Raw genomic sequence first — 14,297 nt, forward strand, 5'->3', positions numbered from 1 at the left:
GGGAGCGACCGCCGCTCCGCCCCCAGACCTCCCCACCGGCTTGACGTCGAGCCGCGCAGCTGGGGTTGGCGGTCGAGTGTCTTCACGGCAGCGTCAGTTGAAGGGCTGGGCGCGCTTGAGCCACTTGGCCAGGTCCTTCTCCGCCGGGTTCAGCGGCGTGCCGGGATGGATGATCTTCACGGGGCACTTCTCGGCGGCCTGCACGATCTCCTTGAACGTACCGGCCCTGGGGTCCTTGATGTAGGCCTGCTTCTTGGCGTTGTAGGCGAAGAGCCGCTTGTTCAGGTTCGTGCACTCGTTGCAGGCCGTGCAGAGCGCCGAGTCGATGTACGGCTCCATCGTGAGCGCCTCGCCGGCCTCGACCGCAGCTGGCGCCGCCGCCACCGCGGGGCTCGCCACGGCCGGCGCGCCCACCAGAGACGCGGGCGCGGCCTGGGGGGGCGCGGTGGCGCGGGGTCGCGCCATGGCCGGCAGCGCGTCGACCTTCGCCAGCAGCTCGCCGATGGGCGTCCCGCCGTTGCCGGCCCCCAGCAGGTCCTCGGCCAGGCGCCGCGCGATGACCCACGGGTAGCGCGCCTTGAGGTCGGCCAGCTTGGCCTCGTACTCGGTCCGCAGCGCAGCCAACCGCTGCTCGAAGTCGGCCTCGGCCGCCCCCGTCTGCGACGCGTTGAGTCCGGCCATCTCGCGCAGCAGTGCCCACACCTCCTGCCGGTCCTCGGTGAGGCGGACGATCTCGTCGCTGACGGCGAGGCGTCCGAGCTTCCGGTCACCCTCGAGGGTGTGGATGAAGGGCGTCTTGCCGGCCCGGTCGTCCTTGCCGAGCGCCAGGTAGTCGTGGAAGGGCACGAGCTCCTGCTCCCCGTCGGCGGGAATGCGGGAGAAATGCTTCCGGAAGCGCGTCTCGGTACAGGCCCAGTCCGCCACGGTGACGGGCAGCTCCATCACCTGCTCGGCGCCGGCTGCATCCACGTACTTGAGCTCGTACGTCGGCCAGGGATCTTCCAGCGACGGGTTGCCGTCGAGGTTCAGGCGGTCGGCGAGCCTCGGCCCGGCCGCGGGGTCGTAGACCAGCAGCGGGACGGAGCGGCTCTCCAGCGCGAGCTTCGCCGCGTGGGGCGCCTGCTCGTCGCCGACGCCGTGCTCGGGCGGGCACGGGCAGTGAAGCGAGAACACCGCCGGGTACCGTGACTGGAGCCCCCGCAGCACGCCGGCCAGCAGGTGGGAGGGCGAGGCCTGGGAAGACTGCAGCACGAACACGTTGCGATGGGCCATGGCGATCAGCGCGAGCTCCTTGCGCGTCTCCTCCTTGCCGCGCTGGCCGGGCCCGAATTCCGCCATGTCGCTCACCTGGCCCAGGAAGCCGCTGGTGCAGGCCTGGCCGCCGGTGTTGGAGTAGACCTGGGTGTCGAGCATCACGACGCGCACCGGCTTGCCTGAGGCCAGCAGCCGCGAGAGGTTCTGGAAGCCGATGTCCAGCAGCGCCCCGTCGCCGCCCACCGCGAAGATGGGCGGGCAGAGACCGAACTCCTCGTCGCTGAAGCTGCGCCAGTCGAGCTTGCCGAGCTCCGCCTCGTGCCGCGCCGGATCGTACTCGCCGGCGAGCTCGAGCTCGGCGCGCCGCACGGCCGCGAAGCCGTCGGCCATCTTCCGCATGTGCCCCTCGAAGATGCCGATGGCCACGCTGGGGGCGTCCTGGAAGAGGTGGTTCACCCACGGGACCGGGTAGGGGTTGTAGGGATAGGTACTCCCCCACACCGACGAGCAGCCGGTGGCGTTCGCGATGCCGCAGGGGGCCCGCCCGGCGCCGCTGGGCCCCTCCGTGTAGCGCCAGCGGAGGTCCCGCAGGTCACGGATGGCCGCCGCGATGCGCTCCACCTCCTGCTTCTTCGCCGGGGCGAGGGGCACGTCGATGGGGCCCGCCGTCCCCGCCACCCGCGCGAGATCCGCCTCCGAGGCGAGGATGCGCCGGGCCTTGTCGTCCAGCCGCGCGATGAGCCCGTCGAGCCGCTCGACATGGGCCTTGACCCGCGGCTGCATGAGGGCGTTGAGCGCGGAGAAGACCAGGTGGAGGATCGTCTTCTCGCCGCAGCCCATGCAGGCCCCGTCACCGCCCAGCATGGAGAGGTAGTTGGCCTTCTTGAGGAGCAGTGAGGGCAGCGTCCCGATGCCCTCCTCCAGGCTCGCGATGCTGACGTAGCGGTCGTCGGTCTCGGGCAGGTGCTGCCAGAGCTGCCAGTTGCGCCGCAGGCGCTCGAGCACCCCGGCGTCCTGCTTGACGGTCCGGAGCGCGTCGTCCGGGCACACCGCGACACAGATATTGCAGCCCTTGCACGTCCCGGGATTCACCGTGATCGACAGGAGTCCGCCGCTGCCCTTGGCCCGGGACTCCGGGGCGTCGAAGAAGGGCGCGGTCTTCGCCAGCGGGAACTCGGCGAGCGCCGCCTGCACGGGCGCCCACTCCGCGTCCAGCGCCGCCCGCCGCTCCGGCTCCCAGCCGAGCTTGTCGGCGACGGTCGCGTAGGCGGCGGTCGCCACGGCGCCGAACGTCGTGAACGGGGCCTCGCGCATGATCCGGCGCGACTCGTTGCCGAGGTGCTTGACGATCTGCCGGACGCGGTCGACGGAGCCCCCGCCGGCGGCGAAGCCGATGGCCGCCCCGAAGACTTCGTCGATCTGGTTGACCACGCCGGGAATCGCGGTGTCAGGGCACTGGGTCCAGCACTGCCCGCAGCCCGTGCAGTTGGCGGGCACGAACTCCGGCACCTCCATCCGCACGGCCGTCATGTCGCGGATGGTGCTCGAGGCGGCCGGCAGCGCGCTGGTGGCAGCGAAGGGATCGGCGATCCCGTCCTGGCCGGTCGAGTAGAGGTAGCCGACCTGCTCCCAGAACCGTCCCGGGTTGCCGAGCGTGGCCTGGCTCCCGTCCCCGTCGAGCCGGGCCGGGCGCTCGGGCACATGGCCGAGCCCTGCCGTGGACACCTCGTGGGCGGCCACGTCCAGCTCGACAACCTCGTCGTAGCCCCGGCGGATGACGCGGAGGTTCTCGTCCACCACTTGAGCGCCGAGGCGCCCGAACTTCTTCTTGAGCTGGCTGCCGATCTCCGCGAAGAGCTTGGCCTCGTCCACGCCCTGGCCGCGCAGCAGCGGGGCAACGCGGAAGAAGGCGCCCATGAAGGCGGCGCCCTGCATGCGGTAGCGCAGCTCGGCCCCCGAGGCCTCGGCGCCGGCGATGCGGAAAGCGTCCAGGAAGTAGACGCGGATCTTCCGCTCCTTGAGGGCGCGCTGGGTCTGCGTCGGGAAGCTCGCCCACAGCTCCGCGCCCCCGCGGTCGCTCTGGATGACGAGCACTCCGCCCTCGGCGAGGCCGGCCAGGGGGTCCGAGTGCCGCGTCACATTGGGGTCGGGGGAGAGCACGACGTCCACCTGACGAAGCTCGCAGTTGAGCCGGACCGGCTCCCGGGCCAGGGTGGCGTAGAAGGTGGTCGGCTGGCCCTTCTTCTCCGAGCCGTACTTCGGGTTCGCCTTGATGTGCAGGCCGAGCAGCTCGGCGGCCGTGAGCGCGAGGTTCTTGCCCATGGTGATCGCGCCCCAGCCGCCCACGGAGTGGATCCGGAGGGAGAGCGAGCCCTCCGACGCCAGGTTGACGTCGGCCGCCGGGGTCAGCGCGAGGCCGGCGATGTCCGGGTAGCCCTCGAGGAGCTTCTCCTGCCAGATCTGCAGCTTCGGCAGGCGCGTCTTCGGCCGGATGAACTCGATGCCCAGGTAGAACTGGCGGCGCTTCTTGCCGCCCTCGAGCATGTTGTCCACCGCGGCGATCAGATCGGTGGGCTGCAGGTCGCGGCTCCCGAGCCCGAAGCACCCGGAATAGAAATCGGGCACCTCCTCCGGAGCGCAGGCCGGCAGCCCGGCATGCGGGAGGCGCCCGCCGCGGGCCCGCCCGTTCTCGACGGCCTTCCCCATGGCGGCCCGGATCTCGCGGAGCAGCGGCGCATCCACGGCGAGCGGCTGGTCCACCCGCTCCAGCACCACCACGGCCCGCTTGCCCCGGAGCAGCGCGGCGAGGCGATCGGCCGGGAAGGGCCGGAACATCGTCACGTTGACGACGCCGACCCGGAGCTGCCGCGCCGCGCGCAGATGGTCGGCGACCGCCTCGGCGTTCCACACCACCGAGCCCTGGCCGACGATGGCGTACTCGGCATCTTCCATCCGGTGGCCCGCGGCCCGCGCGTAGCGCCGTCCGGTGAGAGCTGCGTACTCGTCGAACGCGCGATCGGCCAGGGCCGCCACGTGGTCGAAGTAGAACGGGCGCTGGGCGGCCACGCCCTGCTGGTAGGCATCCTGGTTCTGGACGACGCCGAGCATGGTCGGGCTGTCCAGGTCGAACATCTCAGGGATGCGCCGGCGCCGCTCCCCGAAGACGAGACGCTGGGCGGGGGTGGGGGACTCGATGATGTCAGCGGGGTCCCCGAGGAACTCGCGCACCAGCTCGCGCTCGGGCAGCCGGCAGGACTCGATCACGTGACTGGTGAGGAAGCCGTCCTGCGCGCAGATGCCGGGGTTCAGCGACAGCTCGGCGATCCGGTGGGCGATCAGGTTGAGGTCGGCCCCCTCCTGCACGTTCTTGGCGAAGAGCTGGAAGAAGCCGGTGTCGTCCACCGCGTGGTAGTCGTCGTGGCCGGCGTGCACGTTCAGCGCGTGCTTGGTCATGGCGCGGGCGGCGATGTTGAGCACGTAGGTGAGCCGCTTGCCCACCGCCGCGTACAGCGACTCGTGCATGTAGGCGATGCCCTGCCCGCTGGAGAAGTTCGTGGCCCTGAGCCCGACCATGCTCATCCCGGCGGTGACGGCGGCGGCGGCGTGCTCGCCCTCCGGCTCGAAGAAGAGCAGGCGGCGCCCGTTGACGTTGGTCTTTCCGGCGGCGAGCGCCGCCGCCCACCCCTCGCCCATCTGGGTGGAGGGTGTGATCGGGTAGGCGCCGGCCGCCTCGCTGGCCGCGGTCTCCATCTCGACGACAGCCGCGCTGCCATCGACCGCGGTCGGGATCCCCGGGTACCTGGGCGCGGAGGGAGGGGCCTCCTGCTTGCGGGATCTCATGCCACTACCTCCTCGGCGGGCCGGAGCGCCGCCGGGGCGGGGGCACGGCGAGCGAACTGCGCGCCCTCCACCCAGACGATGGCTCCCGTGGGACACCGGCGCGTGGCTTCCGGTCCCGCCAGGTCGTTCTTCGCGTAGTCCACGACCGCCAGCCCGTTCTTCATGGCGATGACGCCCGGGGCAGCGTCCATGACGCACCTGCCGCAGCCGTTGCAGGCGACGCGGCAGAGCCGCTCGGCGCTCTCGCCCTCGAGCAGGCTCTTGCACTGCACGAGGAGCCGGTGCTCCATCGGCATGATGGTGAAGAGATCCTTGGGACAGGCCGTGACGCAGTCCCCGCAGGCCGTGCACCTGGCCGGGATCACCACCGGCAGTTCGGCCTCGTTCATGTAGATCGCGTCGAACGTGCAGGCCACCTCGCAGTCTGCGAGGCCGAGGCACCCCCACACGCAACCCTTCTGGCCGCCGGCCACCGCGGCTGCGGCCTTGCACGTGCCGAGCCCCCGGTAGTCGGCGCGAGCCGGCGCCACGTCCCGCCCGCCCGCGCAGAGCAGGCGGGCGACTCTCTGCACGGCCTGGCCGACGTCGACCCCCAGGTACGCGGCGATGTCAGTCCGGACGTCAGGGCTCGCCACCGTGCACGACGCCGGCGCGATGGCCCCCTGGACGACCTGCTCGGCGAAGGCCCGGCAGCCGGGCTGGCCGCAGGCCCCGCAGTTGGCGCCGGGCAGGAGCCCGGCCACCACATCGATCCGCGGATCCTCCCAGACCCGGAACTTGCGGTTCGTGACGGCGATCAGGGCGGCGAAGAAGAGGCCGACCCCGCCGAGGATGATGGCAGAGCCGGCGATGGCTGCCGGGTTCAGCGTGTCCACGAGTCAACCGACATCGGAGAGGTCCACCCGGCTCAGGAGCCACGCCGCAAGCTTGTCCGCGGGGTCGGCCGGCGTGGCCTCCGCGGCGGCGACCACAGGCCCGGGGGCTGCCGCGCCCCCCGTGCACGCCCCGCGCCCCGCCGGGCGGCTCGCGAGGCTCCGGAGCAACTCGAGCTCCTCCATCTGCTGCGCCGCGCTGAACCCGCCGATGCCCCGGCGCCCCACCCGCTCGGGCAGGGATTCGATGCCGAGACGATCCCACACCGCGGCGCCCCGGCCCGGGTCGTGAGCGAAGCGGGCCGCCGAGTCCGGCACCAGCGCTGCAATGCCGGGTCCGTCCCAGGCGAGGAGGCGGTCCAGCCCGGCGCCGGCGTTGCTCTGCAGCACGAAGATCCCCGGCGTGATGAGCCGCGCCAGCGGCGCCGGCGGGCACTCGCCCTCCACCACGAGAGCGAGGCGCTGGCGCCCGTCGAGGAACTCGGCCAGCCCCGCGGCGCGGAGGTCCCGGCCCTCGACCCGCACCACGAGGGGCGGCGCGAGCCGCCGCTCGGCCCGCGTCCAGCGCGAGAAGGGCAGCGGCTCCGCGGCCGCCCCTCGCGTGGCCGGCGCGAACCGTCCCGCCCGCACGTCGGACACGAGCCGGGCCGCGCTGAAGGCCCGGCCGATCTCCGCCAGCCCCCGCCCGACGGCCTCGTAGAGGCTGCCCCCGGCGACAAGCTCGACGACGCAGAGGCGCTCGCTCCGCCCGGCGAGGTCGCCCAGCGCCGCGAGAGCGCCGCCGAGGGTCTCGAGCGCGGCCGACGAGGCGTCGGGCTGATCCTCCACGAGAGTGGCGAAACGCTCGACGTCGATCCGTCCCGAGGCCAGCGGCCCGAGCTGGGCGCCAACGCGCGCGACCTTTCCTTCCCAGGTCGACTGCCGCGTGGCGAGGTAGTTGCGGACCTCATCGGCGGTGGCCGCCAGCGTCGCGCGGAAGGCACCGATGGGCTTGGCGAAGGCATCCAGGGCGAGGCGCACGCGATCCTCAGACGGCATAGCGGTCGAGCTCCGTGTTCAGCAGGGCCACCTTCTCGGCGCGCGACGGCGCCGGCACCGAACGGATGTCCTCGTACACCGGCAGCGTCTCGTTCCGGTAGAGCACTCCGAGCCGGATCTTCCCGTCGGGCGCGGCCAGGCGCCGGGCCGCGTCGAGGTCGGCAGGATCGTGCCGCACCTGGTTCTTGTAGATGCGCGCCAGGTCGGGCACCGAGACCCCGTCGGGGTGGACCAGCAGCTCGATCAGCCCGGGATCGCGCACGGCCCCCTCGTACAGGTCCGTCGTGTACTGGGGGCAGCGCTGCAGGATGCGTACGAAGGCGAAGCCACGGTGGCGGAAGGCCGCCAGCAGCGTCTCGTAGAGATGGGCCGGCACCCAGTCCCCGGTCTGCGCCACGAACGAGGCGTTGGTCACGCCCAGCGTGACCGACAGCGGGTTCAACGGGGGCAGGAGCGCGCCGCGCGGCTGCGTGTTGCTCGGCTTGCCCTTGGGGCTCGTGGGCGAGGTCTGGTTCTTCGTGAGCCCGTACACGCCGTTGTCGAGCATGAGGGCGACCAGGTCGGGGTTGTAGCGGGTGGTGTGGACCCAGTGGGCGGACCCGATGGAGCAGCAGTCGCCGTCTCCCATGACGACGAAGACGTGCAGGTCCGGGCGGCGAACCTTGACGCCGACTGCGACCGGCAGCGCCCGGCCGTGGATCCCGTGGAAGCCGTACGTGTGGACGTAGTGCGGGAACCGGCTCGCGCAGCCGATCCCCGAGACGAAGACCGTCTGCTCGGGCGGCAGCTGCTCGGTCTCCAGGAGCCGTTGCGTCGCGGTGAGGATCGCGTGGTCCCCGCAGCCCGGGCACCAGCGCGCCAGCCCGCTCTCGTAGTCCGCCATGGTCAGATCGCGATCCTCGTCGAGGCCGTAGGTCAGCAGCGAGCAGGTCTGGTCGATCATCGCGAGACCTCCTGCGGGACGTGATCCCGGATCGCCTGGAGAATCTGTCCGGGACGTAGCGGCTCGCCCGGCACGCGCGTCCAGCAGTCGATGTCCACCAGCGTCTGGGCGCGGAGGAGCCAGCAGAGCTGGCCGCGCCGGCGGTTCTCCTCGGTGATGTACGGGGCGCCGGGATCGTCGCTGTAGTTGATCTCGACCGTCATCACCTTCTTGAAGCGCCGGAAGATCTCCTTGAGCCCCGGCTCGAGCGGCGAGAGGAACCGGAGGTGAAGCGACGAGACCGCCAGCCCCTCGTCCCGGGCGCGGTCCACGGCCTCCTCGATGGCGCCAAGCGTGCTGCCCCAGCCGACGACGAGGAGGTCGCCGGCCTCGGCGCCATGGACCTGGGGCGGCTTGAGCATCTGCTGGAAGACGGCGAGCTTGCGGCTCCGCATCACGCAGCCGCGCTCGTGCACGTCGGGGGTGTAGCCCACGTGGCTCCACTCGTCGTGAGAGAGACCCGTGACGGTGTGCATGCCCCCCGGCTGGCCGGGGATGAACCGTGGCGAGAGGCCGCGCTCGGCATCCCATTCGTAGGGGCGCAGGCCCTCGCGGACGGGGCTCAGGTCTGGCGGCTGAGCGAGCCACTGCTCGTTCACCTCCGGCCGCGGGAAGGGCTGGACCCCGGTGGCCAGGTTCGCGTCCGAGAGGACGATGACCACGCAGCGGAACGCCTCGGCGACGCGGCGGGCGGTGGTCATGGAGAGGAAGCACTCCTCCATGGTGGCAGGGGCGAGCACCACGTGCGGGGCATCCCCCGGCTGGCCGAAGAGCGCGGCCAGGAGATCCCCCTGCTCGACCTTCGTCGGCAGTCCGGTGCTCGGCCCGCCGCGCTGCACGTCCACCACCACCAGCGGGATCTCAGTCATCACCGCCAGGCCGATGAACTCGGTCTTGAGCGCCAGCCCCGGCCCGGAGGTGATGGTGAAGGCCACCTTGCCCGCATAGGAGGCGCCGACCGCGACCCCGGCCGCGGCGATCTCGTCCTCCGCCTGATGGACGATGCCGCCGAAGCGCTCGAAGATGTCGCTCAGGAAATGCGAGGCCGAGGTCGCGGGGGTGATGGGATACATGGCGCAGAGCTCCATCCCTGCGGCGATGGCGCCCATGGCCAGGGCCTGGTTCCCGTTCATGACCACCCTGGGCCGGTCCGCCTCGATGGCGGGCACGTGGATCCGGACGTCGAGGTGCTCCTCGGCCCACCGATGCCCGAGCTCCAGCAGCGCCACGTTCATGTCGTACAGAGCCTTGGCCTTCTTGCGGAACTCCTGGGCGATCTGCTCGCGGATCTTGTCGAGGTCGCGGGAGTAGACCCAGGCCAGGAGCCCCAGCGCGAACATGTTCTTGCCGCGGCGCGGGTTGTCCGTCAGGGTGAGGCACTCCTGCTCCATGGGAACGTGCACGAAGCGGTAGGAGCGCTGGCCGAGCTCATCCATGGCGTCGGCCCAGGCCTTGCGGATGTCCGGATCGTCGTGAGTCGCCCACTGGTCCTCGATCAGGATGATCGCGTCCTTCGCCAGCGCGCCCAGCCGGTGGCGGTGGAGGAGGACCTGCTCGTTGAACGCCACCACGACGTTGGCGTGGTCGCCCCAGTTGGTCACCGGCTTCGTGCCGATCCGGATGCGGTTGCCGCTGGCGCTCTCGGGAGTGCGCGCGGGGGGCTGGATCTCCGCGGGAATGATCTCCACGGTCCAGACCCCGTTGCCCATCCTCGCCGAGACGCGGCCGAAGATCTGGGCGCACTTCTGAGCGCCCTCGCCCGGGTCGGAGACGACTTCGACGGTGTGCTCGGGGACGCTCAGGATCGTGCGCTCCCTGCGCGCTTCCTGCGAGTCCGCTGCCGTCGGGGATAGCGGTGGGGACGACGCCAATGTCATGTCACACTCCTAGTCTCACGAGTTGGACCGGATCGTTGAGCCTCCCGCCGCGGCTCCGGGACCTGACTCTACCGTAGCGAAGCAAACGGCACTAGCTTACTGCAATTCCAGGGCCCATGGGGAGCACTCCTGACAAATCTGAGCCTATCGCACTATATTAAGTGAGCTGGTTGGCCTGGTTGTCGCGAGGGGTCGGAGAGGGCGCTGGGGCGGCGCCGCCCCGGTATCCCACCACCCACCCAGCCTATCAGCCCGATGCCCTACCCGTTTAGGCCATTTTGTTCAGGGGCCGCCTGAAGAGACCGGGTCACGATCTTGCAAGGGGTTCTTGCGCGTGAAACCCTGGCCCGGACGGGCATCTTGGGGCCTAATGGGCGGACGGCGTTCGTGCCCAAGGGGAGGCAGATGAGCGACCCGGAGAACACCTCTGCCGTGACAGCCGGCGACCAGCAGCTGCTGGCCGAGCACCGCCGCATCCGCGAGCTGACCCGCCGGCTCGAGGAGACCGGGAATCTCGGTGAGCTCTTGACCCGCCTCACCGAGTTCCGCGCGGCCGTGGTCGCGCACTTCCTGAGCGAGGAGGCGGCGGACGGGTTCTACGACACGGTCCGCTCGATGGCGCCGCGTCAGATCGGGCGGGTGGACCAGCTGGAGAGGGAGCACCAGGCTCTTCTCGCCGACATCGATGCGCTTGCCGCGCGCGCGCTGGCGTGCCTGGCCGGCCCCGTCGCCGAGGTGCTTCGCGGCGCGCCCACGCTCGCCCGGCGGCTGCGCCACCACGAGGCGGCCGAGGACGAGATCCTCTTCGACACCCTGTACGGCGATCTCGGACAGGGTGACTGAACTGAACCGAGGCTGCGAAGTCCCGGGCACCGCCGTCACGCCGATACCTGCCCACGGACGGACGGGGACCAGAACAGCACCTTCTGACGCACGAGCACGAGGCCGGCGTGAAGGGCGGTGCCGACGACGCCGAGGACGGTCAGCAACGCGAAGACGCCGGCCGTGTCGAGCGTGTGCGATCGCTCGAGCAGCAGGAGCCCGATTCCCCGACGCGCGCCGACGAACTCTCCGGTGATGGCGGGCCCTCGAAAATCCTCGCCCTGCTGAGCCTTGGACGCCGGGAGGCGTGTAAGTCTTTCTCCCGTGGCCGGGCAGTTATTTCCCCCCGCCTGCAGTCGCATGCGCGCCCCTACCCGACGTCCAAGCCCGATGCCCTTCACATCAAGCAGTTAGATCACGTCAGAGGCGCGTGGCATGCGCAATGCTAGCTCCCCCTCCAGACTCCGGAGAGGAGGAGAAAAAATGCGAACCCTGCCAGGCATGTCACAGGCCGCGCTGCTGGTCTTCCTGGTGTTGGTGGTGGTCGCTCCCGTGGGCGCGACCGTGGTCGTGATCGAGACCGCCGCAGCCCTGGAGGATCTCTCGGAGCAGTCGCTGGACTCGGCGATCACCCGCGCCGTCGAGGCCTCGATCGGCCGCGCGGCGGCCATGGGCCTCTCCACCATCTGGCTGGACCAGGCCGTCCTCCTCACCGACCGCGTCGTGGTTCGCATGGTCGCGACCGATGAGGGCGCCGACGACGACGAGGCGGCCGGCACCGCCGGGGCGGTCCCCGGCGTGGTGGTGCCGGAGCCGGGATGGCTCGAGCGCGCCCCCCAGACGCCCCAGAAGCTATGACGCTGCGCTGCCGCTGTGGAGCCCCGGTGCCGTACCCGTTCGAGCAGCTGGGGTGCGTCGAGTGCGGACAGGCCTGCTGCCCGCGCTGCGCGACCTGCCTCGAGTCCGTGTGGTACTGCGCCGGCTGCGCCGGCCGCTTGCTCGACATGAGGGAGGAGCCATGAAGACCAACAAGACCAACCCGATCCGCGCGAGCCGGCTGCCGCGCCGTGTCCTCGCGGGAGCGCTCGGCCTGCTGCCGACCGCGACGGCCGCGTGGGCGCAGTCGAGCCCTGCGCCGGCCCCGGTGGAGAGCTCGGGCGGCGGCCTGACCGTCGTCCTCCTCCTGGCAGCGCTGCTCGCGATCCTCGTGGCCGCGGTCCGGATCGTCGATACGCGCCGGGACCGGGCCGCCCAGGCGGCGCGGCTGCAGGCCCGGATCGCCGACGCCCTGCTCCTGGATCCGATGCTGGCCCACGTGCCCATCACGCCGACCGCCCGCCTGCCGCTCTGGCGCGCCTCGCCGCTCACGCTCGAGGTAGCGGGCCCCGTGCCGAACCCGGACCTGCGGGCCGCCGCCCTGCGCCTCATCGTCCACGAGGCGGCCTCCGTGCGGCGGGATTTTCGCATCGAGGACCGCATGGCAGTCGGGCCCGCCACCTCCCGCCGGGCGGCCTGAGACCCGGCCATGGGCGCGCGCACCCGCGGCGTTCTGCGCGTCGGGATCTCGGGCTCGTACGGCGGCCTCAATCTCGGCGACGAGGCCATCCTGCAGGCGATCGTGACCCAGCTGCGCGCGGCGCTGCCGGTGGAGATCACCGTCTTCTCCCGCGACCCGAAGGACACCCTCGCCCGCCACCGGGTCGAGCGCGCCGTCCCCGTGCGCGACCTCTCGCGCGATGAGGTGCTGCCCGAGATCAGGGCCCTCGACCTGCTGATCCTGGGCGGCGGCGGCATCCTCTTCGACGCCGAGGCGGCCATCTATCTCCGCGAGGTCGCCCTGGCCCACGAGGAGGGCGTGCCCGTGATGGTGTACGCCATCAGCGCCGGCCCGCTCCAGGACCCGACCGCCCAGGCCCTGGTCCGGGACTGCCTGCGTCGGGCCGCGGCGGTGACCGTGCGGGAACGACGGGCGCGTCAGGCGCTCGAGGAAGCCGGCGTGCGCGCCGAGATCGAGGTCACCGCCGACCCGGCGCTGCTGATCGAGCCCGAGCCGCTGCCGCCGGACGCCCTCAAGCGCGAGGGGCTCGACGAGAGCCACCGGCTCATCGGCTTCTCGGTGCGCGAGCCGGGAATCGCGGCGCCGGATCTGGAAGAGCGGCACTACCACGCCTTGCTCGCCAACGCGGCCGATTACATGGTCGACCGCCTCGACGCGGACCTCGTCTTCGTGCCGATGGAACGGCGGGTCCAGGATTCCCAGCACGCGCACGCGGTCGTGTCGCAGATGGCTTACGCCCACCGCGCCACCGTGCTCAAGGGCGAGTACACCCCAGGTCAGCTGCTGTCGCTCATGCGGCACTTCTCCTTCGCCGTCGGCATGCGCCTGCACTTCCTCATCTTCGCGGCCCTGAACCGGGTGCCATTCGTGGCGCTGCCCTATGCCGGCAAGGTGCTCGGGTTCCTCGAGGACCTGCAGATCCAGATGCCGCCTCTCAACCAGGTCAAGGCCGGGCAGCTCATCGCCCACATCGACCGGTCCTGGGACCTGCGGCGCGACCTCCAGGCGCTCATCGAGCACGCCTTGCCCCCACTCCAGGAGCGGGCCCGCCGGAGCCACGAGATCGCCGTGCGACTCCTGACCGCGCGCGAGGGGAATCCCCAGCGCGCACCTCTGGCGGAGGCCCGGGCGTAGCGCCCGATGCCGCCGCTCGTCCCCCCGCGGGAGCCGCGATCGGTCACGCTGCCCCCTCGCACCGCGACGGTCGAAGGCAGCTGTGATGTCCTGGTGGTCGGAGGCGGACCGGCGGGGCTCGGCGCCGCGCTCGGCGCCGCCGCCGCCGGCGCCGAGGTCATCCTGACGGAGCGCTACGGCTTCCTGGGGGGCAATGCGACGGCAGCGCTCGTGATGCCCCTGATGTCCTTCCACACCCAGCGCGCGGCCCCGGCGCCGGGCCGGGCGAGCGAGCTGATGCCGCAGGATCACGGCCCGGGCGATCCGGTCGTGCGCGGCGCCCTGGCGACGATGCTCGAGCGCCTGGTCGCCGCCGGGGGTGCCATGCCCGCCTCGGAGCAGACCGGCTTCGTGGTACCGTTCGACCCCGAGGTCCTGAAGCTGGTGGCGCTCGACCTGGTCGACCAGGCGGGGGTCAAGTTCCTCTTCCACGCCCTCGCCACCGGCGTGACCGGGGCCCCACGCCCGACGGGCGTCGTCTTCGCCACGAAGTCCGGTCCCATCGTCGTCGAGTCCCGGGTCACGGTGGACTGCACCGGCGATGGCGATGTCGCGGCGTTCGCCGGGGCCCCCTTCGAGGTGGGCCGGGACCACGACGCCCGGGTCCAGCCGATGACCCTGATGTTCCGGATGGTCGAGTTCCAGCGCGCCGCCTTCGCGGCTTACCATCGGGAGCATCCGGACCAGTGGCTCGGGGTGCACGGCCTGTGGGACCTCATCCGCGAGGCCACCGCCGCCGGGGAGCTGGACTTGCCTCGCGAAGACATCCTCTTCTTCGGCACGCCCCACGACGAGGAGGTCAGCGTCAACAGCACGCGGATCGGCGATGCCCTCGGCATCAGCGTCTGGGACCTCACCCGGGCGGAATGGCAAGCCCGGCG

The 14,297-nt window shown here is 71.6% G+C and carries 11 protein-coding genes; 5 read left to right on the top strand and 6 right to left on the bottom strand.

Annotation, left to right across the window (positions count from 1 at the left end):
- Positions 1-93 precede the first annotated feature (93 nt).
- The 5 genes from HYV93_14335 to HYV93_14355 are packed head-to-tail and all read right to left on the bottom strand — an operon-like array spanning position 94 to position 9,863.
- Positions 94-5,094 carry a 2-oxoacid:acceptor oxidoreductase family protein gene (locus HYV93_14335; protein ID MBI2527147.1) on the bottom strand — a complete coding sequence of 1,667 codons (5,001 nt, stop codon included), beginning with the start codon at positions 5,092-5,094 and terminating at the stop codon, positions 94-96.
- Positions 5,091-5,969, bottom strand: coding sequence for a 4Fe-4S binding protein (locus HYV93_14340; protein MBI2527148.1), 879 nt, complete (start codon positions 5,967-5,969; stop codon positions 5,091-5,093). The genes HYV93_14335 and HYV93_14340 overlap by 4 nt, the downstream gene beginning before the upstream one ends.
- A gap of 3 nt (positions 5,970-5,972) precedes the next feature.
- A complete protein-coding gene (locus HYV93_14345; protein MBI2527149.1) occupies positions 5,973-6,986 on the bottom strand; it encodes a hypothetical protein in 1,014 nt (337 codons plus the stop codon).
- 7 nt (positions 6,987-6,993) lie between these two features.
- Complete coding sequence (locus tag HYV93_14350) at positions 6,994-7,947, bottom strand: 2-oxoglutarate oxidoreductase (protein MBI2527150.1); 954 nt, start codon at positions 7,945-7,947, stop codon at positions 6,994-6,996.
- Positions 7,944-9,863, bottom strand: coding sequence for a 2-oxoacid:acceptor oxidoreductase subunit alpha (locus HYV93_14355; protein ID MBI2527151.1), 1,920 nt, complete (start codon positions 9,861-9,863; stop codon positions 7,944-7,946). The genes HYV93_14350 and HYV93_14355 overlap by 4 nt, the downstream gene beginning before the upstream one ends.
- 405 nt (positions 9,864-10,268) lie before the next feature.
- Here HYV93_14355 and HYV93_14360 point away from each other — a divergent pair, with 405 nt between their 5' ends.
- Complete coding sequence (locus tag HYV93_14360) at positions 10,269-10,706, top strand: hemerythrin domain-containing protein (protein ID MBI2527152.1); 438 nt, start codon at positions 10,269-10,271, stop codon at positions 10,704-10,706.
- Positions 10,707-10,741: 35 nt separating this feature from the next.
- Here the strand turns inward: HYV93_14360 and HYV93_14365 are convergent, their stop codons facing one another.
- Positions 10,742-11,047, bottom strand: coding sequence for a hypothetical protein (locus tag HYV93_14365; protein MBI2527153.1), 306 nt, complete (start codon positions 11,045-11,047; stop codon positions 10,742-10,744).
- 121 nt (positions 11,048-11,168) lie between these two features.
- Here HYV93_14365 and HYV93_14370 point away from each other — a divergent pair, with 121 nt between their 5' ends.
- The 4 genes from HYV93_14370 to HYV93_14385 all read left to right on the top strand — a co-directional run.
- A complete protein-coding gene (locus HYV93_14370; GenBank protein MBI2527154.1) occupies positions 11,169-11,543 on the top strand; it encodes a hypothetical protein in 375 nt (124 codons plus the stop codon).
- A 160-nt stretch (positions 11,544-11,703) separates the two neighbouring features.
- Complete coding sequence (locus HYV93_14375; protein MBI2527155.1) at positions 11,704-12,201, top strand: hypothetical protein; 498 nt, start codon at positions 11,704-11,706, stop codon at positions 12,199-12,201.
- A 9-nt stretch (positions 12,202-12,210) separates the two neighbouring features.
- The gene (locus HYV93_14380) at positions 12,211-13,377 is read left to right on the top strand and encodes a polysaccharide pyruvyl transferase family protein (GenBank protein MBI2527156.1); all 1,167 of its coding nucleotides are present in this window, start codon (positions 12,211-12,213) and stop codon (positions 13,375-13,377) included.
- A gap of 6 nt (positions 13,378-13,383) precedes the next feature.
- Positions 13,384-14,297 (top strand): FAD-dependent oxidoreductase (locus tag HYV93_14385; GenBank protein MBI2527157.1); only part of this gene is annotated, 914 nt, incomplete at its 3' end.

The sequence above is a fragment of the Candidatus Rokuibacteriota bacterium genome (assembly GCA_016188005.1).
Lineage (GTDB): Bacteria > Methylomirabilota > Methylomirabilia > Rokubacteriales > CSP1-6 > UBA12499.

What these genes read in the sequence shown, in the direction of transcription:
- HYV93_14350 (MBI2527150.1), bottom strand. Translation starts at nt 7,947, where the DNA reads ATGATCGACCAGACCTGCTCGCTGCTGACCTACGGCCTCGACGAGGAT.
- HYV93_14355 (MBI2527151.1), bottom strand. Translation starts at nt 9,863, where the DNA reads ATGACATTGGCGTCGTCCCCACCGCTATCCCCGACGGCAGCGGACTCG.
- HYV93_14360 (MBI2527152.1), top strand. Translation starts at nt 10,269, where the DNA reads ATGAGCGACCCGGAGAACACCTCTGCCGTGACAGCCGGCGACCAGCAG.
- HYV93_14380 (MBI2527156.1), top strand. Translation starts at nt 12,211, where the DNA reads ATGGGCGCGCGCACCCGCGGCGTTCTGCGCGTCGGGATCTCGGGCTCG.
- HYV93_14365 (MBI2527153.1), bottom strand. Translation starts at nt 11,047, where the DNA reads ATGCGACTGCAGGCGGGGGGAAATAACTGCCCGGCCACGGGAGAAAGA.
- HYV93_14370 (MBI2527154.1), top strand. Translation starts at nt 11,169, where the DNA reads ATGCGAACCCTGCCAGGCATGTCACAGGCCGCGCTGCTGGTCTTCCTG.
- HYV93_14375 (MBI2527155.1), top strand. Translation starts at nt 11,704, where the DNA reads ATGAAGACCAACAAGACCAACCCGATCCGCGCGAGCCGGCTGCCGCGC.
- HYV93_14335 (MBI2527147.1), bottom strand. Translation starts at nt 5,094, where the DNA reads ATGAGATCCCGCAAGCAGGAGGCCCCTCCCTCCGCGCCCAGGTACCCG.